The sequence below is a fragment of the Dyadobacter sandarakinus genome (genome assembly GCF_016894445.1).
Lineage (GTDB): Bacteria > Bacteroidota > Bacteroidia > Cytophagales > Spirosomataceae > Dyadobacter > Dyadobacter sandarakinus.
In genome coordinates this window covers 2,749,761-2,773,514 of sequence record NZ_CP056775.1, presented here as the reverse complement: position 1 = coordinate 2,773,514, position 23,754 = coordinate 2,749,761, and the positions used below count along the sequence as shown (strand labels likewise).

Here is a 23,754-nt window from a genome sequence, read left to right as displayed (position 1 = left end):
TGCTCTAATCATTAAACAGATAGCAAATGAGATTGGCATCAGCCCGCATTATTACTGCGGATATTAAACCGATGGTTGACTTTTACCGGACGGCGGCAGATATGGACTTGATACAGTATACAGAAGACTTTGCCGAGCTGCGTACAGAAACGGCGGTACTGGCAATCGGAAGCATTCGCACCTTGCAGCTTTTTGGAGGCGGGCATATCGCTACGCCGGGTACGAACCGCGCAGTGATCATCGAGTTCCAGGTCGATGATGTTGACGCCCATTACAACCGTCTGGCCGGTTTCCTGGGCGAGCAAGTTGTACAGGTTCCGACAACCATGCCCTGGGGAAACCGGTCATTACTGTTCCGCGACCCGGACGGAAATTTGGTAAACTTCTTTACACCTTTGACTGGAAAACAATGACAATAGGATTTAGAGATCCCACTCACTGATAAAACTCTGATCGTTACCCTGTGCTGGATAGTAATAGAACCCAAATAGCAGCTTACTCCCGGCGGGAACCGTGTTTTTCAATCCATCGATAAGAATCCGGTTACTAACCCAATGCGCTTCCCGTAAAATTGATCCAAGTTGGTTGTCCAGTTCGGGGGTGAAACCGGTTATGGTTTTCACAGTGTCTACATGCAGGTCTTTTGAAAATGTGATTTCGTAAATGGCGAAGCTTTTGTCGAGCCTGTTACCGGTCAGACTTCCAGTCTTATCATGCAGGTCTGCTCCGTAGAAAGTTTTGTCGGTCGTTTTGATCTTACTTCGATTCAGAAAATCCAACATTTCGAGCTCGCGGGCTTCACCTGAGCGTTTTGCCTTTGTAAGCACCTGGTAACCTGAACATGAATTAAAAGTATATTGTCCAGCGCCGTCCAATTTTAAGATGCCTCCTCAACCATTTCCTTTTTGATCTGCTTCTCTCCCCATTGCCGGAGGTGTTCAATAAAAGGGATCAGCTCCTGCCCGACATCGGTCAATGTATATTCCACTTTCGGCGGCACCTCGTGGTATACTTTCCGGCTGATCAGCTTGTCGGCTTCCAGTTCCCGTAGCGTTTGCGTCAGCATTTTGGTTGTCACGTCCGGCAAGGTCCTGCCCAGTTCCCCATAGCGCAGGATCGAATGTTCATGCAGGTACCATAAGATCCTGCCTTTGTATTTTCCGCCAATCCGCCTGAATGCATAATCAACCGAGCAGGTCGGCATATCGGGACATATTTTCTTCGTTTTCTTCATTTTTAAATCACTGATAATCAACAATAGATTCTTTATAGTATGTAAGATACAAAAAAGTACATACTTGACGCAGGAGAATGTACCGTCTAGCTTTGCAGCTCATTAAAATCAGAAATAAAATGAGCTTGAAATTGAAAGATAAAGTTGCCATAGTGACCGGTGCATCCAAAGGAATTGGTGCCGGGATTGCAAAAGCATTTGCCAGGGAAGGCGCAAAAGTGATTGTCAATTATGCATCTGGTAAGTCGAATGCTGAAAAGGTGGTCAGTGATATCACACAAAATGGCGGCATTGCCAGCGCCGTACAGGCAGATATTTCCAGCTTGGCCAATATCAAAAAGCTGCTGGATGAAACAGTAAAGCTTTATGGTCAGCTGGATATTCTGGTCAACAATGCAGGTGTTTTCAAGATAGAATTGCTGGACGGGATATCGGAGGAGAGCTTTCATTTGCAGGTCAACACTCATCTGATGGGGCCGATACTGACCATCCAGCAGGCCGTCAATTTATTTGGCGAGAAAGGCGGGAGCATTATTAATATCAGCTCAACGGTCAGCCAAAATCCCATCCCCGGTGTCATGGTGTATTCCGCTGCAAAAGCCGGAATTGATAATGTCACCAAAACATTGGCCAAAGAACTGGGCCCGAAAAAAATCCGCATCAACACCATCGCCCCGGGCGTGACCGATACCGAAGGAAACCATGAAATGGGTATCATCGGCGGAGATATTGAAAAACAAATGCTTCCCCTCACACCATTGGGGCGGATTGGTCAGCCGGAAGACATTGCAAAAGTTGCCGTATTCCTCGCGTCGGATGAGGCCGGCTGGGTGACGGGAGAGCGGCTTACGGTTTCGGGCGGGCTGTTATAGCCTTCATCAACCCTCCACAAAATCCCCCCGGAATCATCATAGATGTTGCCGCTGCCCTGATTTTGAAAAGCTTGCAGGTTTTTGAAAGCCAGGGCAGCGGCAATTTCAATCAGCCAAGCCTGCTTTTCCAATCCTTTTTCATTTGCGCATACAGCGCATTGCTTTCTGCCTGCTTCCACCTCGAATAGAACACAGCGGCCGCTTTCGCCTTTTCCTGCTGCCCGGTCCCTTTTTCCAGCAGTGCGTAATCCTTGTCTTTATCGTATTTCTTTCCTCCCTTATAATTGGCGTAACGCCGCGCGCGGGTGAAGCCCATTTGTAAATACTTCCGCGCCATATCGGCGCCTACAAAATCATGATGTTCCACATAAGCCAGGAACAATTCATAGATTTTGCTGCTGCTTTCTTCGGCAATGCTTTCCGTTTTGAAACGCCAGAACTGTCCGATCTCGGATTTGTAAGGTTCACAGATGAGCACGCCCTGTTCACCTTTGCCAACCCGGTAAAGTTCCGGATGCTGCTTGTAATCAATGTCCGGCTTCCACTCGTAAGCCTGACTGTTGAAATCCAGATAAGAAGGTTTGTCTGACATCGGTTATTTTAATAAAAAGGGAACCTGATCCCAATCCTGGCACTGCTGCTGTTCTCATTGCTTTACTTCTTCATTATAACAATAGCGGACCAATGAAGTGAATGAAATGGTAAATCAGGACGTTTGAAAATATTTTCCCGCCAGGCAGTATCAGCCGCCAGCTGGTGTCTAATAGGGAATGTACGCTCATTTTACATACTCAACATCTAACGACCTATGAGAAAATTTCTGCTTCAGTTAAGCTTATCGGCCTTCGGGATCGCTTCATCAGCCAGTCTTTTGGCCCAGCCCGCAATCCAATGGGATGTTTCATTCGGCGGCGACGATAACAGCAACCTGAGATCATTGCAGCAAACCAATGACGGCGGCTTTATTGCAGGCGGCTTTTCCAATTCGTCAGCCATCGGTGATAAGACCGAAAATCACAGAGGGAATACGAATTACCCCGACTATTGGATCATAAAAACTTTACCCGACGGCACCAAGGTCTGGGACAGGACCATCGGAACCAACGGTGTTGAGGAGTTTAGTATCGTAAAACAAACCGCTGACGGAGGATACATCCTGGGCGGGTACGGTACCTCCGAGTTAAACCTTGGTGCAGCCAATGGAAACCGGAGTGAAGACCTGAAAGGAACTTCGAGTTTCTGGGTGGTTAAAGTTACTTCCAACGGTTCAATTGCATGGGACAGGACCCTGGGCGGCAATAATGAATCACAACTGACAACATTGACACAGACCCTCGACGGGGGTTACCTCCTTGGCGGCCGCTCAACTTCGAATACTGCTTCTGATAAATCAGAAAATTCAAAAGGGTTGAATGATTATTGGATTGTAAAGCTGGATGCAGCAGGAAATCTGGAATGGGACAGGACAATCGGTTCAGAAGGGGAGGATTTGCTGGCTTCATTGATCCAGACAACAGACGGCAGCTATGTGCTTGCGGGCAGTTCCAGCTCAGCTGCAGGTGGCAATAAGTCTGAAAATACCAGGGGGCAGCTGGATTACTGGGTTGTTAAATTAAATGCAGCCGGGCAGGTGATCTGGGATAAAACCCTGGGATCGGGAGCTAACGATGAAGCACGCTCAATCGTAGCTACCTCTGACGGCGGGTACCTGGTTGGCGGAACGTCAAATTCAGGGATTGGAAGCGAAAAAACCGAAAGTAACAGGGGTTTGCGCGATTTCTGGATCGTCAAACTAAGTGAAAGCGGAAGCGTTCAATGGGACAAAACCTTGGGCGGTGCGGGCAATGATGACCTGTACTCCCTGTACGCCAATGCTGACGGAAATTACGTAGCAGGAGGCAGTTCTAATTCGGTTTCGGGCGGGGACAAAACGGAAAATTCGAGAGGCGGTTACGATTTCTGGGTTGTCAAAGTTAATCCGGATGGATCCAAGGTTTGGGATAAAACCATAGGTGGCAACGAGGCCGATGCAATTTTTTCTTTACAGGAAACGAGCGACCAGGGGTATGTGCTGGGTGGTACTTCCTACTCCGGTGCCGGGGGGGACAAATCTTCAGGGTACAAAGGATTTTCAAGCTATTGGATTGTAAAGCTTGCGCCGGAAAATCCTCTGCCTGTAACCTTAAAAAGCTTCTCAGCACTTAAAGAGGGAGAAACTGCACTGCTGGCTTGGGAAACTACCTTAGAAACCAACAGTGACCACTTCGAAATACAGCACAGCCTGGATGGTAAAGACTGGACAGTGCTGACAAGCATTCATGCACAGGGGGAGAGTTCGGGGCTTAACAGTTACCACTATGCACACACAGCCCCTGTGTCAGGATCAGATAATTTGTACCGGCTCAAAATGGTCGATGCGGACGGATCGTTTGCTTACAGCAAGATCCAGCATGTGGAGTTTGAGGAGGGATTTACAGTATCCGTTTATCCCAACCCGGCAGCCGAGACCATCCATTTGAAAGTTGCCGACTGGTCGAAAGTAAAAGGCCTGCAAATTTTCAATAGTCAGGGTAAAACTTTTTATAGTTCTGAGAACAAGCCATCTCAGGATATCAGTACCCGGTCGCTTAAACCGGGCTTGTATTTTATCAAAATAACCTTCACTGACAGCACGGAGTCGACGCGAAAAGTTGTGATAGGGCAGTAGCTTGAATTACGACAGTAGCGCTTTGAAAATTAATTTGCTTTTAGGCAGTATCTCGCCTGGGGTAATGTCTGATGGTTGATAAACAGACTATCATAACCAATCACCTCACCTGAATAATGGTATGAAAAGGATTTTACAACTCGTTTTACTGCTGGCCGGTTCAACCATCCCGGCCTGGTCGCAGACATGCAGCGTTCCCGTATTGAAAACGCAGGCAGATGTTGACAATTTCAGCACTTCTTATCCAGGTTGCACGGTCATCACCAGCGATCTGGAGATTAGTTCATCCAGCATCACTAACCTGGACGGACTGCGTGGTATAACCCGGATCAACAGGTCACTTAAGATCAACTATAATCCAAGGCTTAAGAGCATTGAAGGCTTGTCTTCGCTGACGCAAATAGATGCGTCCATCAACATTGAAGACAATGACAGCCTGCTCAATCTGGAAGGTCTTCAGCATTTGGTGAGCTTGCAAGGAAGCATCAGGGTTGTGGAACATCAAAGGCTCACGAGTTTGGAGGGCCTGAGAGGCATGACCCGGATTCTTGGCAGTATGTCGATTGGCTCAAATCCTGCACTGACCAGTTTGAACGGCCTGAACAATGTTACCCGGGTACGGGGTGTTTCAATAGGATTAAACGATAAGCTCGTGGATCTAAACGGCCTGAGAAGACTCAAAGAGGTAAATTCGCCGTTCTACATAGGCAAAAACAAGAGTCTCAAAAGTTTAAAAGGGCTTGAACGGCTTGAAATTGCAGATGACAGGATTGAGATTACCGAGAATACGGCACTGACCAGCATTTCGGAGCTTGCTCAGCTTAAAACCGTATCACATATCACTATTACCAATAATCCCCTTCTTTCAGACTGTGCCATCGGGATCGTTTGTGCAAGGGCTGCGTTTGATCAGATTACCATCTCCGGGAACGCTGCTGGCTGTACCTCTAACCAGGAAGTCAGGATGTCTACCGCTTGTATGCCGCAGACGCTGGTGCGCATCAATGCAGGCGGTCCGGATTTTACGACCGCTACCCAAAAACTGTTTGTCGCAGATCAATATTACGCCGGCATCGACCGCACCAGCTCCATTGCATCAGGCGATATTTTGAATACGACCAATGATGTGCTTTACCGCTCGGGCCGCTGCTCGCCTTCTTTCAGCTACAACATTCCGGTGGTCAATGATCAGGTGAACGTGACTTTGCACTTTGCCGAAACCTACTTTGGTGCTCCGGGTAAGAAAGGTGGCGCCGGCAGCAGGCAGTTTAATGTCAACATAGAAGGTAGCCGCAAACTGACCAATTACGACATCTTTACCGAGGCGGGCGGCGCATTGCGTGCGGTTCAGCTCACCTTTCCGGTCACCGTCACGAACGGCGTACTTAACATAGACTTTCTTACCGGAGCAGCAGATCTTCCAAGAGTTGCGGCCATCGAAGTTACGGCAAGCCCAACGTTGATCCCGCTTGCGGACGGCCTTGTAAGCGGAGGGGTTTATAGCAATAGTAACTATGTCTCGACCGCCCGTCTGAGCGTCAAGCAAGTACCCAGCGGAGGCAATCAAAATGCCAACAGGTTATCTTACCTTAAATTTCAACTGCCAACTGGGAAAGCCGTGATTACCTCAGCCAAGCTGCGCATCTATGGGCATAACAATGAAAACAATACAAGCATTGCCATTCACGCGTATGGCGTCAACAATGATAGCTGGACGGAACAGGCCATCACCGGAGACAATGCGCCTGCCGCATCCACTTCGTCGCTGGGGTCTGCAGCAGTGAATGATGTTTATAAATATCACGAAATTGATGTGACCAGCTATGTAAATGCACAGCGCCAATCCGGTGATGTATCGGTAAGCTTTCTTTTAAATGATCCTAACAAAAGTAGCACGGAGGTAGTTTTTAACAGCAAGGAAGCAGGCACCAATCCGCCGCAGCTCATTTATCAGACTACAAATGTCGTCCAGACTCCAAACAGTAGTGCCAGACTTGGTCAGGAGGAAGTTGTGGCAGAGATACAGGAAGAACAGCATTCAACGGTTTTCCCGAATCCGGTAAAAGACCACTTTACGGTTTCACTTTCGCCGGAACATGCCGGGCCAATTACATTTGAAATGTTTGATGCAGCCGGGAATAGCCACGCGATTCCGGCACCGCAAAATAGCCGTCCCGGCGAAGATGCAGGAGTCAATCTGGCTGGTCGGTCACTGAATGCAGGTGTTTATTTATTGAAAATAAAATCGGACGCATTTGCAGAGGTCGTCAAGATGATCATCGCGAAGTGAGCGGTTCGACCAGATTAGTAAAGTAATCTTTAAACCCATAGAAGCCGTCTGTCAGCAGGGTAGGCGGCTTCTTTCCTCACAAGCCTGCATTAGATCCGGCAATTTTTCAAAAATGCTGCCCTTCCTGACAGTATCTGCACCAACGTTCGGTTCAATTGAATTAAGATCAAACATTCTGAACTAACAGCCATGAAATACATTTTACTCAACGTTATCTTTTTCTTTCTGGCAGCTGTTGCTGTTGCACAAACTCCTGCTGTGGAATGGGACAAGACTTTCGGGATTGGGTCATTCATCAAAGCAGTCCCATCCAAAGATGGTGGCTACCTGCTCGCCGCTCAATCCGGCGCGAATGCCGGATTTGATAAAACTGAAGACGGACGCGGCGGTGTCGATTATTGGGTCATCAAGATTGACAAAAATGGCAATAAGCAGTGGGACAAAACCTTTGGCGGCTCAGCAGATGATTTCCTTACAGTGGCTGCGCCCACATCAGATGGTGGCTACATACTAGGAGGAGGCTCGCAATCCGGCATGGGTGGTGACAAATCGGAACCGGTAAAAACGGGGGCATTTAGCCCTGCACAGGATAATTGGATTGTAAAAATCGATTCGTTGGGCAACAAGGAATGGGACCGGACAATCGGAAACGATGACTACGATCGAATTGCAGGAATACACGAGGCAGTTGGCGGAGGTTATTTGTTGGTGTGTGCCACAAGTGGCACTCCAAATGGTGATAAAACGGATGATCCAATTAATGAAAATGTCCAGGAGGGATGGATTGTAAAGCTGTCCTCCAAGGGAGTAAAGCTCTGGGATAAAGTTGTAGGTACTGGCGGATTGTTTTCTCCAATTACATCTCAAATCCTTTCTGACGGCGGATTACTGATTAGCAGCGATCATAATTATGAAAGTAATGGGGATCGCTTTAATATGATGAGGGTAGACTCAGCTGGAAACAAGATGTGGTACCGACACTTGAGAGGCGAAGATCAATCACGACTGCTCGACATTAAGCAGTCCAGGGATGGCGGTTTTCTGCTCGCAGGATATACCTCGGGGAGAGCATCTGGCGATCAGTCTGAAGATGCATCTATTTTTGATTATTGGATTATCAAGACCGACTCGGCCGCGAATAAAATCTGGGATCGTGTATTGGGGAGTCTTGTATATGAGGAAGAAGACTTAACCTATGGCGACGATTTTTTGTACAGCTTGACAGAAACAGCAGACGGGGGAGTGGTAGCGGTGGGAATATCCGATTCAGTGGATCCGGGCAAGGACAAAACAGAACCGGGGTTTGGCGGGGATGGGGATATGTGGATCGTGAAGCTCGATTCCAATGGTGCTACCCAATGGGATAAAACGATCGGCGGTGCTGGCTATGACGTTGCATTATCCATATTGCCGGCCTCGGATGGCGGCTACATTGTGACAGGAAATTCGAGCTCGCCCAAAAATAACTTTAAGTCCGAAGATCCAAAAGGAGTACGTGACATTTGGGTATTCAAGCTGGTCGACGAGCTGCCCCCGCTGCCCGTAACCCTTCAATCCTTTTCGGCCGGCAAAGAGGCAGAAACCACACTGCTGACCTGGCAGACCACTTCCGAAACCAATAGTGACCATTTTGAACTACAGCATAGTTTTAATGGAAAAGCATGGACAAACCTAGCTATAATTCATGCACAAGGGGAGAGTAAAAGTTTGAACGTTTACCACTATACACACACAACCCCTGTGTTGGGATCCGATAACCTGTACCGTCTTAAAATGGTTGATGCGGACGGAACTTCTGCTTACAGCAAGATCCGGCATGTGAAGTTTGAGGAGGAGTTTAAAGTCACCGTTTATCCTAATCCGGCAGCAGAGACCATCCATCTGAAAGCAGCAGACTGGTCGAAAGTAAAAGGTTTGCAAATTCTCAACAGCCAGGGCAAGGCACTTTACAGCTCAGGAATCAAACCTGCTCAGGATATCAATACCAAAATGCTTAAACCAGGCTTGTACTTTATCAAAGTAACCCTTACGGACGGTACGGAATCGACTCGGAAGTTTGTGGTGGCGCAGTAACTTGGCGGGGCTATTTAAAAGGTCAGTCACAGGGAAGTGGCTGACCTTTTTGGTGCATTACAAACATTAACCCTTCTCCTGCTGCTTCTTGAGTAACAAATAGGTAGTGACCGGTTCGCTGGGCACTTTGCGAGTGATCCACATGCATAACAAAAGGCTGGTTAGGATGGAAATTAGCATCAGTCCGGCACGGAAGTAAACGGGCTGGTAAGAATCTCCATAAACAGTGATGTCAAAAGCATATTTCAACGCATAGTTTATGCCTACCCAGGCCACACAGGAGGAAATAGAAATCACTATCGTTAGTAAGAAAACTTTCCGGATTACCTTCCTGTTTTGCTCTTCTTTCGGCATGTTCATGTACGCTGCCGAGAGACTGATTTGCAATAAAATTATCTTGATCAACCTTGTTAGCGAAGATAAAAGCATTAAGGTGAGTATAAGTGATGCGGCACAAAGTGAAAATACCTGAATTCCGGTAAGAGCAGGATTGATTAAGGCAGCTCGCAGCGGTTTTAGAATGAAATTCTTTTTTGTTAATAATAGCTCTTGGGTTTTGTCCGCCCGTAGTGAATAAAGTTTATTTACTTCTTTTTGGGCTAGCTGAAATGGTACATTTTTCTTCAATAAAAGATAAGTAAGTACACTGATTTGGTCCCAACTTTCATGGGAAGCTGAGCCATGCAATTTGGCAAGCGTAGCCATGGAAATAAATGCATCAGTTCGGATTTGTGAATTCTTAGGAAGGTTCTTTGCTACTCCCGTCACCGTTGCTGCACAATTAAAATCTTCAAGAAAAACCGATTTCCCCATTGGATTTTTGTCCCCGAATAATTGAAGCGCAGCATCCTGGGTTAATATGATGCATTGCGGATGGAGCAGCGCGGTCTTTTTTTCACCATGAATGAGTGGCAATTCGAAAACTTCAAATGTAGAAGCATCTGCAAATAAGCCGGTGCCTGCAAAATCCGATTGTCCTCTCAGCCGGATCTGGCTGTATGCCAGGCGGGCAGTCTGCTCCACAAATTCATTGTTTGAGCTGATTCTGGAAGCAGTAGTCCAGGAAGAAATGCTGGTGGCAGCCGCTTCATCAAGCGTGTTAAACTGAGTAGACAAGATGTAAATGCGCTCTGCATTCGGATGAAAGCAGTCGTAATCAAGCTGGAATTTGAGATATGAAAGCGATATCGTACATAGCACTGATATGGTAAATAGATAGCTTATGCGAATGCAGATTTCTTTATTAATATCGATCATTTATCAACCCGATTATTTTTTGTTACAGCCGGAGGAATGTGCAGGTATGAAAAAACATCCACGTTAATTAAACATTACCAGCGCATGCATTAGAATATACTCTGATATCCTTGCAGAGGTTGGGTTAAATGGGAGGATTGTACTTACAGGTTTTGACAGGGTACTTAATTTGTTGAAGCTGGCAAGGGTAATTTCAATGGGTCGGGGCGTGAGATAGTTGCCTGTCCTGTGCAATCCTAATGTCATCCGAATCTGCACGTGTGCCACACCTATCAGCCCAACCAGCATTTGCTTCCGATATGTCAATGTTTATAACTATATAAATAAATAATGGTAACTTAACGCATATTAAGGCTGGTAAGTAGCCGCATCTTTTCCGCTTCCGCATTATTCTTACTCATCAAACATCTTTTTCAACATTACTTAAGAATTCTTATGGAATTAACTGTACTTCATCACAAACGGCATGTCGCCCGAATTTATCAGCTCGTTATTTTGCTTGCGCTGGTTTTCCTTGGCTTCTCCAAAACTGGCTTTGCACAGCCGGCTGTCCTGTGGGATAAAACGCTCGGCGGCGCCGAAAACGACGAATTAAGTAAGGTAATCACGACGTCGGACGGAGGCATGCTCGTCGGCGCAAGTTCGGAATCGGGTGTCAGTGTAGACAAGTCCCAGGCGAGCAGAGGCAAATTCGATTTTTGGATTGTTAAATTATCCTCCGATGGTACCCGGCAATGGGACAAAAGGTTCGGAGGAACTGAAAATGACAGGCTGGTCGGCGTACAGCAGACTTCCGACGGCGGGTACATTCTCGCCGGCACCTCAGACTCGGAGGCGGGTGGCGACAAATCCGAAAATGACCGCGGTGCCATTGAACAGAAAGGGGATTTTTGGGTAATTAAAATTTCCTCCAATGGTACCAAGTTGTGGGACAAAACCATTGGCAGCACCAGCAATGATATCATGACTTCCATGGTGCTGGCACCCGACAATAGTATTTTACTGGGTGGCTATACCACCGGAACAAAAGGTGCAGATAAGTCGGAAGCAAGATTGGGGAGGGATGTTGATGACGATATATGGATCGTAAAACTGTCGGCAAATGGCACCAAACAATGGGATAAGACCCTGGGCACGGTGTATATCGATCGTCTCCGCAACGTGAGCCTGACTGCGGGCGGTGAATTTCTGATTGCCGGGGATAATGCCTTGTACCGATTTTCCCAAAACGGAAATCAGCAGTGGGAAAAAGCGGTTCCCCAAAACTATCCGGGCTCTTACTTGGTGGAAGCTTTTCAGACCAAAGACGGTGGTTATATTTTAGGGCTCCGGACGTCAGAGGGACGCCTGGGCATGCATGCGTTGAAACTTGATGCAGGCGGCAATATTGTCTGGAGCCGGTTTGTAAAAGGAAGGACCAGCACAGCCCCCTACAATTCAGACGAGCTTGCCTGTATCCGGCAAACACCGGATGGGGGATATATTCTGGCAGGTGCGTCGGTCAGCAAGTCAAATGCGGATAAGAGTGAGGACGTTCGCGGAGTTTTCGAAGATTTCTGGATGGTCAAGTTATCGCCCAATGGTGTCAGGGAATGGGACAAAACAATGGGCGGCGGCGGTACAGACCGGCCGACCAGCATTGAACTCACCAAAGACGGCGGTTACCTCATTGGTGGCGTGACAGATTCACACATGGAGTATGACAAAACCACAACTCATCGGGGAAGCAATGATTGCTGGCTGCTGCGATTTGCCCCGGACAGGGCAGATAATAAACTTTCATTTTCAGCTAATGCGTTGAATTTTGTTGCCCGGGTCGGTTCACCATCGCCACCTGCCCAGACGCTGGTGCTAAACACTTCGGGCGGCTCGCCGGCTGTGACATTTACCAAACTTTCAAAGGCCGATTGGCTGATTTTGCCACCAGCTGCATTGGGAACCGTCTCTTTCCGGGTGAATCCGGGAAACCTTGCCTACGGAACTTACCAGGTGCGCATCAAGGCAAGTGCGCCGGGCTTCGTCGGGGTAGACCTTGACATTACCATGGTCTTGCAACCAGCCATTTCGGGCCGGGCAGTCCGGATCAATGCCGGAGGAAAGGCTTTTACCGCCGCTGACGGCCGCGTTTTCAGTGCGGACCGGTATTACAGCGGCGTGGATCGGGTAAGTAGTGTAACGGGTGATATTCTTGGAACAACCGATGATGAGCTGTACCGGAATGCGAGGACTTCTGCCGCTATCAGCTACGATATTCCGGCACCCAATGGTCAGTACATGCTTGTGCTGCATTTTGCAGAAATCTATTTTGGAGCGCCAGGCGGGAAGCCGCTGGGCGAGCGTCAGCGGCTTTTTAATGTGAATATTGAGGGTCAGCGCAGGTATACCAATTTTGACATCATTGCATTTACCGTCGCGCCCATGCGTGTATTCCGCTTCGAGCTGCCGATTACCATCACCGATGGCAGGATGAACATTGATCTCACAACAGGCGCAGCCGACCTCCCGACTATTTCGGCCATTGAAATGGTGCCACTGGAAGAATATACCAGGATTATTGAAGTGACTGCGGCAGAGGATGCGACCGTCAGGGCTGATGAATTTGCCAGCCAGAATTTCGGCAGCTCAACCTTGCTTGATGTAAAATCAGGCACTGGAAGCAGCATTGACCGGTATACTTACCTGAAATTTCCGTTTGTATCCATCAACGAGATCATTTCTGCCAAGCTGCGCATCTATGGAAATAATGTAGAAACCGGATCTGCAATAAATCTTTCTGCCTACGGGATTGAGGACGACAGCTGGACGGAATCCGGAATCACCTGGAAAAATGCGCCCATACAAACCAATGCGGCGCTGAGTACCGTGGATGTTTCGACGACGCTCAATTATTATGAACTGGATGTTACTGCATTTGTAAGAGCCAGGTCCAAGTCCGCGCAGAAAGGGGGAGGATTAACCAGCATCATCCTTAAAAATCCGAGTGCCAGAAACCGCAAGCTGACGTTCCACAGCCGGGAGAATCCGTCGGGACTTGCACCGCAGCTGATTATCCAGACGAGCGGATTGTATTTGAATAATATCCGTACCGGTGCAGTGGAAGAAGAAGTCGTCACCATTCAGGAAAAAGAAAGCTCGGTCATTTATCCGAATCCTGTATCCGGACATTTTATGCTCAAATTATCGGACAAACATCAGGGGAAAGTTTCCTTAAATATCAGTAACGAGCTGGGACAAAGCATTGAACTTCCCGCATCGGACCAGCCGGTGCAGGAAGTGAATATCTCGAACCTTTCGCTACAAAATGGCATCTATCTGCTGAAAGTGCAGTCGGTAACCGAGATGGAAGTTCTAAGAATTCTTTTAGTCAAATAGTTCACATTCAATACTGTACCCAATCAGGTTCTGGATGATTTTAGAAATTCTAAAACCGGATTGTTTAGGTTAGTGGAATTTTCAGCTTAACAAAGACAAGCCGCTCATCTTTCTGGGATGAGCGGCTTGTTTGCATTTCGGGTTAGGTTAAGCGTACTATTCTGTTATCAGCATTTTGACATTTTCGGTTAATGCATCCGATTTTATTTTCAGCAGATACATGCCTGCACTCAGCGACCTGCCGGCCAGATCCACCCGGGCGTCTTCGCCGGGATTTGCATTCCGGGGTGCCGGGATAGGGTGGCTTTTTCCTGACGCATTGACCAGCTCAAACGAAACTGCGCCCCCATGATCGGACGATATTGAAACTGTAAAGTGATCTTTGGCAGGATTCGGGTAAACCGTCGAATGCTGCTTTTCCGGCACTGCTGACGCAAGCTCATCCTGGCCCATCCGTGCACCGGTATTGACAGACTGAATGAAAAGCTGCGGCGGATGGGAACCTGCTTGCCGGCTGTTGAAGATCAGCCTGGTATTGCGGTTGCCGGGATCACTCAGCAGCATGCTCACCTGCGGATTTCCTGATTGCAGCTGCGCCTTTACATAGCTGGTCACATCGATCTCGTAGTATTGGTATATGGCATTTACGGCCGTAAATCCGAGAGAGGGTGTGGATGCCGCGGGTGCATTGTTTTTGTTGATACCTTCTTCTGTCCAGCTGTCATCGTCAATGCCATAGGCATGTAACGGAATGCTCTTGGCATCTTCATGATTGTGCCCGTAAACACGAAGCCTGGCGGAGACAACGGTGGTAGCTACCGGCACATTGAATTTCAGGTAAGAAGAGCGGAATACCGAGGGATCACTGGAAAAGGTTTTCACTTCCAGAGCCGAATTGTTACCATAGTTGGCCTCACGGTAACGCCCGTCCCGCACGTACGCGTCGGCAACGGTGTTGAGCGTGAGGGTTGGAGCAATCACTTCAATGGCGCAAACCCTGGGGAGATCCGCCGCTCCGGCGAGAAAATCAATGTTGAGCAAACCGTCCGTCACCGTAACCGGGATGGTCAGCTGCACGGCACGCATAGCGCCGCCGGCTGCCGCAAAAATGTCATAATTGGTCAGCTTCCGGCTGCCTTCCACATCGACGTGAAATTGTCTGCTGCCCGCGCCGCCTTCTTTACCGGGCGTGCCAAAATAGGTTTCAGCAAAATGCAGGGTCACATATACGGTGCCGCTGGCAACCGGGATGTTGTAGCTGAAAGCAGGGGAGGAGCGGGCAGACTGGTAAAGCACGTCATTGGTCGTGTTCAGAATGTCGCCGCCTGCAATGGAGTTGGTACGGTCAATACCTGCATAATACTGATCGGGACTGAAGAGTTTCTTGGTAGCAGTCATAAAAGCAATTCCGCCGGCATTGATACGGACGGTCGTTGACGGCGAGGAGCATGCATAGCCTGCCTCTGCAATCGTATTACAGCCAGGCGCATTTGAATAAATGCTCAATGCATCGGTTCCTATTCTGCTGCATACCGCTTGTACCAGACAATCCGAAAGCCTTGGATTATTGTCGACTTTGATGGTTTGTACAAAGGACAACTTTGTTAATCCGGAAAGGCTCAGCAAGTTGCTGTTGCCCGTTATTTCCAGTCTCTGCCCTGCACTTTCCAGGTTCTGAAGTCCGGTAAGGTCATTGAGTAAATTGTTTTTGACAAGAAGGAAAGAGTTGCCTATGCTGGTAAGCTTACTCAATGGTTTCAGATCCGGCACAAGGTCGAGCGCTGCAATGGAAATACTTCCCTGGACCGTAGTGAGGTTATCCAGTCCTTTCAGGCTGGTCAAAGCAGGATTGGTCCCGACTGACAAAGACCCAGGGATGGTGACCAGGCCGCTGAGAGCACTGATGCTGTTCAGGATCTGATTGCTAACCACGCGTACGTCGCCCTTCACGCTTGTAAGGTTTTCGAGGCCTTGCAGGGTAGCAAGTTTGCTGTTGTCTTCAATAATGATTTCACCACCCACTTGCTGCAAACCAGATAAGCCTGCAAGGCTGGTAAGGTCCGGGTTATGGCTGATCCGGACAGATCCTGTGATGGTGTTTAAATTACTCAGGGGGTCCAGGTTTAAAATATTGGTGGTGTTGATAGTCAGATCCCCTTTTAGCACCTTACAGTCGTTATATGTAGACCGGAAAGCATTAACATCCTGCTGCGTCTTCAAATTGCCTACCGTACAGTAAGGGGTTATCTGGATTACTTCAATGGCAGAAACTCTGGGCATATCAGCCACACCGCTCAGAAAATCAATGCTGAGCATTCCGTCTGCTACAGCGACGTTAAATCCGATTGAAGTAGCACGCATAGCTCCGCCGGCTGCAGAAAATATATCGTAGTTGGTCAGATACCGGTAGCCTTCTATGTTAACATGAAACCGCCTGCTGCCTACACCTCCCTTTTTACCCGGAGCACCGAAGTAGGTTTCAGCAAAGTGCAATATGACATCCATTGTGCCGTTCACAACCGGAATATTGTAGCTGAACGCAGGCGAACAGCGGGCTGAACGGTAAAGCACGTTGTTGGTTGTATTCAGAATGTCTCCGGAATCAATGGAGCTGACGCGGTCGTCACCGGAGTAGTACTGATCGGCAATAAACAGTTTTTGGGTAGCAGTAGTGAAAGCCGCACCGCCGGCATTGATACGCAGCGGGGTATCGGGGATGGGCGGTTGTTCGCGGGCTAGTTTTACAATCCAGAAATCGTTTCCTCCACGGCTGTCCTGAGATTTTTCGGGGCCTGCAGGTGAATTGGAAACGCCGCCTATAATCATGCCTTCGTCAGCAGTTACCATGAGTGCGCTGAGGTTATCACTCCCTGTTCCACCGATGGTTTTGTCCCAGATTTTTGTGCCTTCTCTGTTTATTTTAATCAGCCAAAAATCATCCGATCCTCTTGAAGGTTGTGACTTGTGGCGCCCTGTACCTGCTGTTGAGGCTCCTCCCAGTAGGAAATCTCCGTTACTTGCCTGGGCCATGGCATGCAGGTAACTCCGGTTGTCGCCCGATCCGCCATAGGTCTTGTCCCACAATTTATTTCCGAACTCGTCGGTCTTAATGACCCAGTAGTCAGGCTGTCCGTAACTGCTGGGCTGGGTTTTGTCCCCTCCGATACCCGAGTAAGACCATCCTCCCAGCAGATATCCCCCACCATTAATCGGCAGTACAGATTCGAGTTGATCATAGTGGGGACCACCATAGGTCTTTTGCCACTGCACTACTCCATTCCGGTTTAGCTTGGCAAGGTAGTAGTCTCCCAGATAATTTTCCTCGGGCCCCTGATACCCGCCTACAACGTAGCCGCCATCAAAATCCAGCTCGACCTTTGTACCATAGCTGTCAAGATTATACTCAGCCTTTTGTCTTCTGAGTACAAGGTCCCATTGCACTTTCCCGACGGATGACAGCTTTACAATCCAATGGTCATAGGCATACACCTGGCCATAATACAATACATAAGGTGCTTTGGTCTTGTTGCCGCCGATGGGCGATCTGGATCTGCCTCCCAGTATATAGCCTCCATCCCCGGAAGCTTTCAACGATTCAAGGAAATCCCGCCCGGGTCCGCCAATGGTTTTCTCCCACTCGATAGCACCGCTTGCGCTTAGTTTGATGATCCAGTAATCGTACATTTCCTGTGGGTCTGTACCGTAGGCAGGCTGGCTTTTTACAGGACCTATGCCGGAGGTGGATGTTGTGCCCACAATGTATCCGCCATCCTGGGTAAGCTCCACAAATGCGCCTATTTCAGCGCCCGAGCCGCCAAGGGTCAGATCCCATTGCCTGGTTCCGTCGGCTGATGTTTTGACAACCCACAGATCATCGCTTCCGTAGCTATCCTGCGTCTTGTCGCTGCTTTTGCCCGACTGTGATTGACCAACCGCAATAAACCCTTTATCAGGCGTTTGTTTGATGGCGGTAAGCTTGTCAGACTGTGCGCCTCCCAGGGTTTTTTCCCATTGTATGGCCGGCTGGGCTAAAAGGCTGCCCGAGATACCCAGGCAAATCAAAACGAATTGAACATGCAGTAGAAGATTCTTCATATGTAGTAGTTCAGGTAAAATATGGTTTCGAATGTCATTAGACATTATACCCGGCTACATACTGCTTTATCTTCAGGAAAATACGATTGCGATTCAATAAATATTCCCGGACAAAGGATAACACAGGATTTTCCGAACCGCAGGGTGGGGGAAGGCAGAAAGGAAAACGGGCGCTTTCGGCTTCAGAATTACTCCCGGATATACTTTGTCCTCGTACCGGTAGGGTCACAAAGTGTGACGATGAGCTCATCGCCGGTTTGATCAATATCCCATGTTGCGCAGCCAATACAATCAACAATCGGGCATTGGGAGCTTACTGGTTCCTTTTGTTTAGCTTCAAAGAGTACTCCGTTCACATAGTACGATTTTGGAGCGCAATTCGGGCAGCCATTCAAATCGAGTATGAGGCCATCGTTCCTGATCACCAGGTAGTAGGGAGCCCCATTTACCGGAACCCAGCTGTTGGTTCCATTTACCTTTTGTTCATGAGCCGTAACCTTCCATTTTCCAACAATATCCTTAATCTCCGGCTCAGGTGTCGGGCTGTCCTTTTTACACGCAAACAGAACCAGAAGCAGGCTAAATGATAATAATAATTGTTTCATAGTTTGATGTTTCTGAAAGGATGCGTATCGAGGCGGTTTGGTTGGAAGGGATATCCGTACTTCAACCTGCTTACCTGACTTGCAGGCCCGACATGCTGGCGGGATAGCATTTTTCAATAAAATCAATTTCCAGATGTCGGAGCGAATTTTCTGCTACCTGCCGGATGCGCTCCGGGCGACTATCCAGACCCTCTGTATTCCTGCCGTTTTTGAAGCCGAACTGGGTGGCGATGATTACCTGATCACGTGCATAGTGCAATGCTTTTCCTACCAGCTGTTTATTGACAGCTTGTTCATATGCTTCTACGGGGTCAAAAACTAATGCCCGATTCGTAAGTTTTGCGAATAAGTGCGATGGCGTCGTTTCCATTGGTGGCCGGGCCGTAGCTTAGTCCCATGCAGCAGAAACCCAGCTCGGACACTTTTAGCCCTAAGTTTCCTTATTGTCTAGTTTTCATTTTTGATGATGAAAATTAAAGAACAGATGAGATGATAAAGACCGGCATTATGACGTAATCGCCTATGCTTTCCGGTCTATCGCCTTGTCCAGACTTTCGGGATACCGGCCGCCTTGTGCTTCAATGCGGTCGGCGCCTTCGGTGATCATGCTTAGCTCCGCGGGAGAAAGCTCCAAATCCGCCGCACCGATATTTTCTTTTAGGCGTTCCGGCCTGGTAGTGCCCGGGATCGGCACAATCCACGGCTTTTGTGCCAGGATCCAGGCAAGTGCCACTTGCGCGGTAGAAGCGTCTTTTTCGGTTGCAACCCGGGTGAGCACTTCCACAAAGGCCAGGTTTGCTTCCATGTTTTCTTTTTGAAAACGGGGGAAATAACTCCGGCCGTCTTCTTTCTCAAAGGTGGTGTCCGGCTTTATCTTGCCCGTCAGAAAACCTCTCCCGAGCGGACTGAATGGTACAAAACCGATCCCGAGTTCTTCCAGTACGGGAAAAACCTTTTCCTCAGGTTCGCGCCACCAAAGGGAGTACTCGCTCTGCAGCGCCGTAACAGGCTGCTCGGCATGGGCTTTGCGGATGTTCGCAACCCCGGCTTCCGATAGCCCGAAGTGCTTCACCTTACCCGAGGCAATGAGGTCCTTCACGGTACCGGCCACATCTTCCATAGGCACGGAAGGATCCACCCGGTGCTGGTACAGGAGATCGATCGTGTCCAGGCGCAAACGTCTGAGCGACGCCTCCACCACCTTGCGGATGGTCTCCGGGCGACTGTCGAGTCCGGCATTCGATCCGTCTTTGAATCCGAATTTCGTCGCGATCACCACCTTGTCCCTGAATGGTTCCAGCGCCTCTCCCACAATGTCCTCGTTGGTATACGGGCCATAAACCTCTGCCGTATCAAAGAAAGTAATGCCCTGTTCCACGGCGTCGCGCAGTACGCGGATGGCTTCATGCCGGCTGGGCTGGTTGGCGTAACCGTGACTGAGGCCCATGCAGCCCAAACCCAGTTCGGACACGTATAATCCAGAGGTTCCTAATTGTCGTGTTTTCATGATGCGTTGCTGTTTTTATGTTTCTGCTGCAAAATTGAGGAGGAAGGCGGGCCTGTTTTGTATACAGATTACAGGTTTTCCTACCAATATCACTGATTGGAAAGACGGGTATGGTAATGCCTTGGGAGAACCTGTAATTTTGTTTTGGTAAAAGGATAAGACATGGAAGAGATCGTAAAACTGGACAGCGTCGCGCAGTACAATGCCATGCGGGGCTTAGTTACCAAACATCCCCTGGTTGCGGTGATCGACCTGGCGAAAGCAAAGCCTATACCCGCCGGGTCGTTTAACTTTGGTTTATATGCGGTGAGCCTGAAGGAGCTGCACAGCAGCCAGCTGCGCTATGGAAGAAAGCATTATGACTACCAGGAAGGAAGTCTGGTATTTGTTGCGCCCGGCCAGGTATTAGGTGTGGAACCCGCCGCAGAAGCCTTTATCCCGCAAGGCTGGACATTGCTTTTTCATCCCGACCTGATCAACGGTACACCATTGGGCAGGCACATCCAGGATTATTCTTTTTTTTCGTATAATGTAAATGAATCACTTCACCTGTCGGATAAAGAGAAAAACATCGTGGTTGACTGCCTTTCTAAAATCGAGTATGAACTGGATCAGAATATAGACAAGCACAGCAAATTACTGATTGCATCCAACATCGAGTTACTGCTTAATTACTGCATCCGTTTTTACGACCGCCAGTTTATCACACGCGACAATGCCAACCAGGGAATCCTGGAACGTTTCGAGTACATATTGAACGGTTATTTTTTATCCGACAAACCGCAGAACGAAGGCTTGCCTTCCGTGACCTATTGCGCCGAAGCCCTGCATTTGTCGCCCAACTATTTTGGCGACCTGGTGAAGAAAGAAACCGGCAGATCGGCTCAGGAATACATTCAGTCCAAAGTGATAGACCTGGCCAAAGAGCGGGTGTTTGACCGGAATAAATCGGTCAGCGAAATCGCCTATGAACTCGGTTTTAAGTACCCTCAGCATTTTACCCGTTTATTCAAACAAAAAGCAGGCGTCACGCCGAATGACTACCGGCTGATGCATGGAACAAGCTTACTTTAAATTGCCCCACACGTTTTCTTGATCCTCAATGCCAGAGTGACCACATCTGCTTATTTGCAGTACTTTCTGCCTGCAAAGTGTCTCAAATGATGATTTGAGCCGTCTCAAATCTTTACCGAGGCGAATCAGCGGGGCCGGACTGCCACTTTTGAGCTATTATCCAACGATAACCAGGCTCAGATATGGCACGTTTAAAGAGTACACTCATTTTGCTTTTTGCAACACTTACCTTACATGCGCAAATGATCACCGGGCGTATTCTGGACGACAGCAGCCAGGCAGCGTCTTTTGCTGTTGTAAAACTGATCAGCGCAGCGGACTCTTCGCTCGTAAAAGCCACAATCGCCAGTGAATCGGGCTGGTATGCATTCACGGAGCTAAAACCCGGGACTTATTACCTTCAGGCTTCAACAGTCGGGATGAAGAGTACATCAGGGCCGCTGATTACGATTAGCCATGGGCAGAACTGGGAGTCGGAGCCGCTGATGCTGTTACCCTTGCAGCAGACTTTTGAAGCGGTAATCGTGAAAGCCAGAAAGCCGGCGGTTGAGCAGTTTGTTGACAAGGCCGTACTAAACATCTCCTCCGATCAGACTGCCCAGAGCAAAACAGCCTACGAGCTTTTGCAGCAGGCACCCGGTGTGATGATCGATCCCAATGATCAGATCCGGATGGGGGGCAAACAAGGTGTGAACGTGTTCATTGACGGCAAGCCGACCCATCTTTCACCAGCTGACCTGGCCAATTTTTTGCGCGGTACCCCCGCCGCCAACATTGACAATATTGAGCTGATCTCAAATCCATCTTCCCGTTTTGACGCGCAGGGCGGCGCAGGCATTATCAACATCCGTCTTCGCAGAAATAAAAATGCGGGCCTGAACGGCAACATCTCAGGCAGCTACGGACAAAGCGCGCACCACAGGGCCAATCTGGCACTTGACCTCACTTACCGTTCTAAATCGCTCAACGTTTATGGCAATGTGTCGGCCAGTGATAATGATCAGATCACAAAAGTACTGCTGGACCGCAATGCAAATAGCCTGCAATTTCTGCAGAGAGGCTATGATACAGATGCTACGCGGGCACTTGTTTATAAAACCGGGATTGACTATACATTGAATCCCAAGCAAACGATCAGCCTGAATGTTTCGGGGAATACGGCTTACAACCGGTTTGGGACACATACGAATACCCGGCTGGTCAACAAGGAAGGAAATCAGGATTCAAGCATTGTAAACCACGTTTTCAATCCAAATCATCATAACCGCATCTATGTTGTGATGAACTACCGGTATGCCGATACACTTGGCCTGGAACTGAATGTCGGTGCCGATCTGACCCGTTTCAGCAATGTTTCTCCAAGTCTTATCGCCAGTGAATATTTCAATGCGGACCGGATGCCTTTGTTCACGCGCCAGGTCAGATTTGACGCAAATACCGGAATCAGGATCGGGACCATTCAGGCTGATCTTGTTAAAGAATGGAAATCCAGGCACCTGAAACTGGAAACCGGCTTCAAACACACCGATGTTGCCACCGACAATGCTTTGCTGGCATTTAACGGAGCGGAGATGCAGCCTGATGTAAACCGAACCAACCGCTTCACCTACCGCGAAATTGTCAGTGCAGCCTACGCTTCCCTGAACCATATGGCAGGGAAATGGGCGATGCAGGCCGGGCTTCGGGCTGAGCGGACCATTTCCAGGGGGCGGTCAATGGATCTTCTCGGAAGCATGATCAGCCGGCCTGATACCGCCTATCTGAACTTGTTCCCGACCGGGTTCGTGCAGTATCAGGCTTCTGAAAACGTGCAGCTGGGCATGACCTACGGCCGCCGCATCGGACGGCCCAACTACCAGGATCTGAACCCTTTTATTTACCAGGTTGATCCCTACACCAGCCAGCGCGGTAATCCTTTTTTACAACCTGCCTATACCGATAACGCAGCGCTCAGCTACACCTACAAATGGGCAACTAATGTAAAGCTGTCGTATGGTCATACAGAAGGCTTTTCTACCGATGTTTTCCGGCAGCAGGAGCTGACGGCTTATCGGACCGTGGCGAATGCAGGGACGGTCAATGCCCTCAGTTTGTCGGCCAGTTCGCCTTTTCAGGTGGCTAAATGGTGGAACATTTACGTGTATGCCGGGGCAACATGGAACCGTTTCCGGGGGAGGTTTTCCGAAGCCGAAACTTTCAACCAAAAAGCATTTGCGCTGGAAGGATATATGCAGCATTCCTTTACAATCTCCAAAAGCTGGTCTGCGCAGGTTTCCGGATTTGGTAATGCTCCCACTACCCAGACGGTCTACCGCATTGGTAAGCTGGCTGCCTTAAACCTGAGCCTGGAAAAGAAAGTTTTGAAAAACAAGGGTAAGCTTTCATTCCATATCGATGACCTGTTCAATACCATGCGGTGGCGCCAATCTGCAGATTTTGGATATCAGCAGTTTTCAATCAATCGTAAATGGGAGAGTCGCCGGGCAACCCTGCGCTTTGCCTACCGATTTGGACGCAGCGACTCCGAAGCTGCCCGGGGCCGGCGTGCGGATGCAGAGGGTAGTCGTATTAAGACGAAAGATAATTTGTGATGAAATGCCTAGACGTCCAACCTATTTGATAGGTCGTCATCCGTACCGCAACCTGCATTAGCCTAAGCAAAACAAGC

16 protein-coding genes are annotated in these 23,754 nt (G+C 48.8%); 8 read left to right on the top strand and 8 right to left on the bottom strand.

Annotation, left to right across the window (positions count from 1 at the left end; genetic code table 11):
* The first annotated feature begins 26 nt into the window (after window positions 1-26).
* Entirely contained in the window at window positions 27-413 is a 387-nt protein-coding gene (locus HWI92_RS11060; protein ID WP_204663683.1) for a VOC family protein, read from the top strand.
* 9 nt (window positions 414-422) lie between these two features.
* On the opposite strand, the gene HWI92_RS11055 is transcribed toward HWI92_RS11060, so the two are convergent.
* Entirely contained in the window at window positions 423-827 is a 405-nt protein-coding gene (locus tag HWI92_RS11055) for a hypothetical protein (RefSeq protein ID WP_204663681.1), read from the bottom strand.
* A 50-nt stretch (window positions 828-877) separates the two neighbouring features.
* The gene (locus HWI92_RS11050; RefSeq protein ID WP_229249312.1) at window positions 878-1,234 is read right to left on the bottom strand and encodes a winged helix-turn-helix transcriptional regulator; all 357 of its coding nucleotides are present in this window, start codon (window positions 1,232-1,234) and stop codon (window positions 878-880) included.
* A gap of 119 nt (window positions 1,235-1,353) precedes the next feature.
* Between HWI92_RS11050 and HWI92_RS11045 the strand changes: the two genes are divergently transcribed.
* Entirely contained in the window at window positions 1,354-2,106 is a 753-nt protein-coding gene (locus HWI92_RS11045) for an SDR family NAD(P)-dependent oxidoreductase (RefSeq protein ID WP_204663679.1), read from the top strand.
* A 109-nt stretch (window positions 2,107-2,215) separates the two neighbouring features.
* Here HWI92_RS11045 and HWI92_RS11040 read toward each other — a convergent pair whose 3' ends face one another.
* On the bottom strand, window positions 2,216-2,698 hold the full coding sequence (locus tag HWI92_RS11040) for a DUF4385 domain-containing protein (protein ID WP_204663677.1): 483 nt from the start codon (window positions 2,696-2,698) through the stop codon (window positions 2,216-2,218).
* 216 nt (window positions 2,699-2,914) lie between these two features.
* Between HWI92_RS11040 and HWI92_RS11035 the strand changes: the two genes are divergently transcribed.
* From HWI92_RS11035 to HWI92_RS11025, 3 genes are all read left to right on the top strand, one after another.
* Entirely contained in the window at window positions 2,915-4,813 is a 1,899-nt protein-coding gene (locus HWI92_RS11035) for a T9SS type A sorting domain-containing protein (RefSeq protein ID WP_204663674.1), read from the top strand.
* A gap of 121 nt (window positions 4,814-4,934) precedes the next feature.
* Window positions 4,935-7,103, top strand: coding sequence for a CBM96 family carbohydrate-binding protein (locus HWI92_RS11030; RefSeq protein WP_204663672.1), 2,169 nt, complete (start codon window positions 4,935-4,937; stop codon window positions 7,101-7,103).
* A 189-nt stretch (window positions 7,104-7,292) separates the two neighbouring features.
* On the top strand, window positions 7,293-9,176 hold the full coding sequence (locus HWI92_RS11025; protein WP_204663670.1) for a T9SS type A sorting domain-containing protein: 1,884 nt from the start codon (window positions 7,293-7,295) through the stop codon (window positions 9,174-9,176).
* Window positions 9,177-9,242: 66 nt separating this feature from the next.
* Here HWI92_RS11025 and HWI92_RS11020 read toward each other — a convergent pair whose 3' ends face one another.
* Window positions 9,243-10,433 carry an ABC transporter permease gene (locus HWI92_RS11020; RefSeq protein WP_204663668.1) on the bottom strand — a complete coding sequence of 397 codons (1,191 nt, stop codon included), beginning with the start codon at window positions 10,431-10,433 and terminating at the stop codon, window positions 9,243-9,245.
* Between the two features lie 435 nt (window positions 10,434-10,868).
* On the opposite strand from HWI92_RS11020, the gene HWI92_RS11015 reads away from it, so the two are divergent.
* On the top strand, window positions 10,869-13,805 hold the full coding sequence (locus HWI92_RS11015; RefSeq protein ID WP_204663666.1) for a CBM96 family carbohydrate-binding protein: 2,937 nt from the start codon (window positions 10,869-10,871) through the stop codon (window positions 13,803-13,805).
* 156 nt (window positions 13,806-13,961) lie between these two features.
* Here the strand turns inward: HWI92_RS11015 and HWI92_RS11010 are convergent, their stop codons facing one another.
* The 4 genes from HWI92_RS11010 to HWI92_RS10995 all read right to left on the bottom strand — a co-directional run bounded on the left by HWI92_RS11010 (window position 13,962) and on the right by HWI92_RS10995 (window position 20,012).
* The gene (locus HWI92_RS11010; RefSeq protein WP_204663664.1) at window positions 13,962-17,900 is read right to left on the bottom strand and encodes a malectin domain-containing carbohydrate-binding protein; all 3,939 of its coding nucleotides are present in this window, start codon (window positions 17,898-17,900) and stop codon (window positions 13,962-13,964) included.
* A 188-nt stretch (window positions 17,901-18,088) separates the two neighbouring features.
* Window positions 18,089-18,505: a hypothetical protein gene (locus HWI92_RS11005; protein ID WP_204663662.1), complete on the bottom strand. Its 417-nt coding sequence runs from the start codon at window positions 18,503-18,505 to the stop codon at window positions 18,089-18,091.
* Window positions 18,506-18,575: 70 nt separating this feature from the next.
* A complete protein-coding gene (locus HWI92_RS11000) occupies window positions 18,576-18,875 on the bottom strand; it encodes an aldo-keto reductase family protein (RefSeq protein WP_204663660.1) in 300 nt (99 codons plus the stop codon).
* A gap of 150 nt (window positions 18,876-19,025) precedes the next feature.
* Window positions 19,026-20,012, bottom strand: a complete 987-nt coding sequence (locus tag HWI92_RS10995; RefSeq protein WP_204663658.1) for an aldo/keto reductase — start codon at window positions 20,010-20,012, stop codon at window positions 19,026-19,028.
* A 162-nt stretch (window positions 20,013-20,174) separates the two neighbouring features.
* On the opposite strand from HWI92_RS10995, the gene HWI92_RS10990 reads away from it, so the two are divergent.
* Window positions 20,175-21,086, top strand: a complete 912-nt coding sequence (locus HWI92_RS10990; RefSeq protein WP_204663656.1) for a helix-turn-helix domain-containing protein — start codon at window positions 20,175-20,177, stop codon at window positions 21,084-21,086.
* 182 nt (window positions 21,087-21,268) lie between these two features.
* Window positions 21,269-23,677 carry a TonB-dependent receptor gene (locus HWI92_RS10985; protein ID WP_204663654.1) on the top strand — a complete coding sequence of 803 codons (2,409 nt, stop codon included), beginning with the start codon at window positions 21,269-21,271 and terminating at the stop codon, window positions 23,675-23,677.
* The last annotated feature ends 77 nt before the right edge of the window (window positions 23,678-23,754 follow it).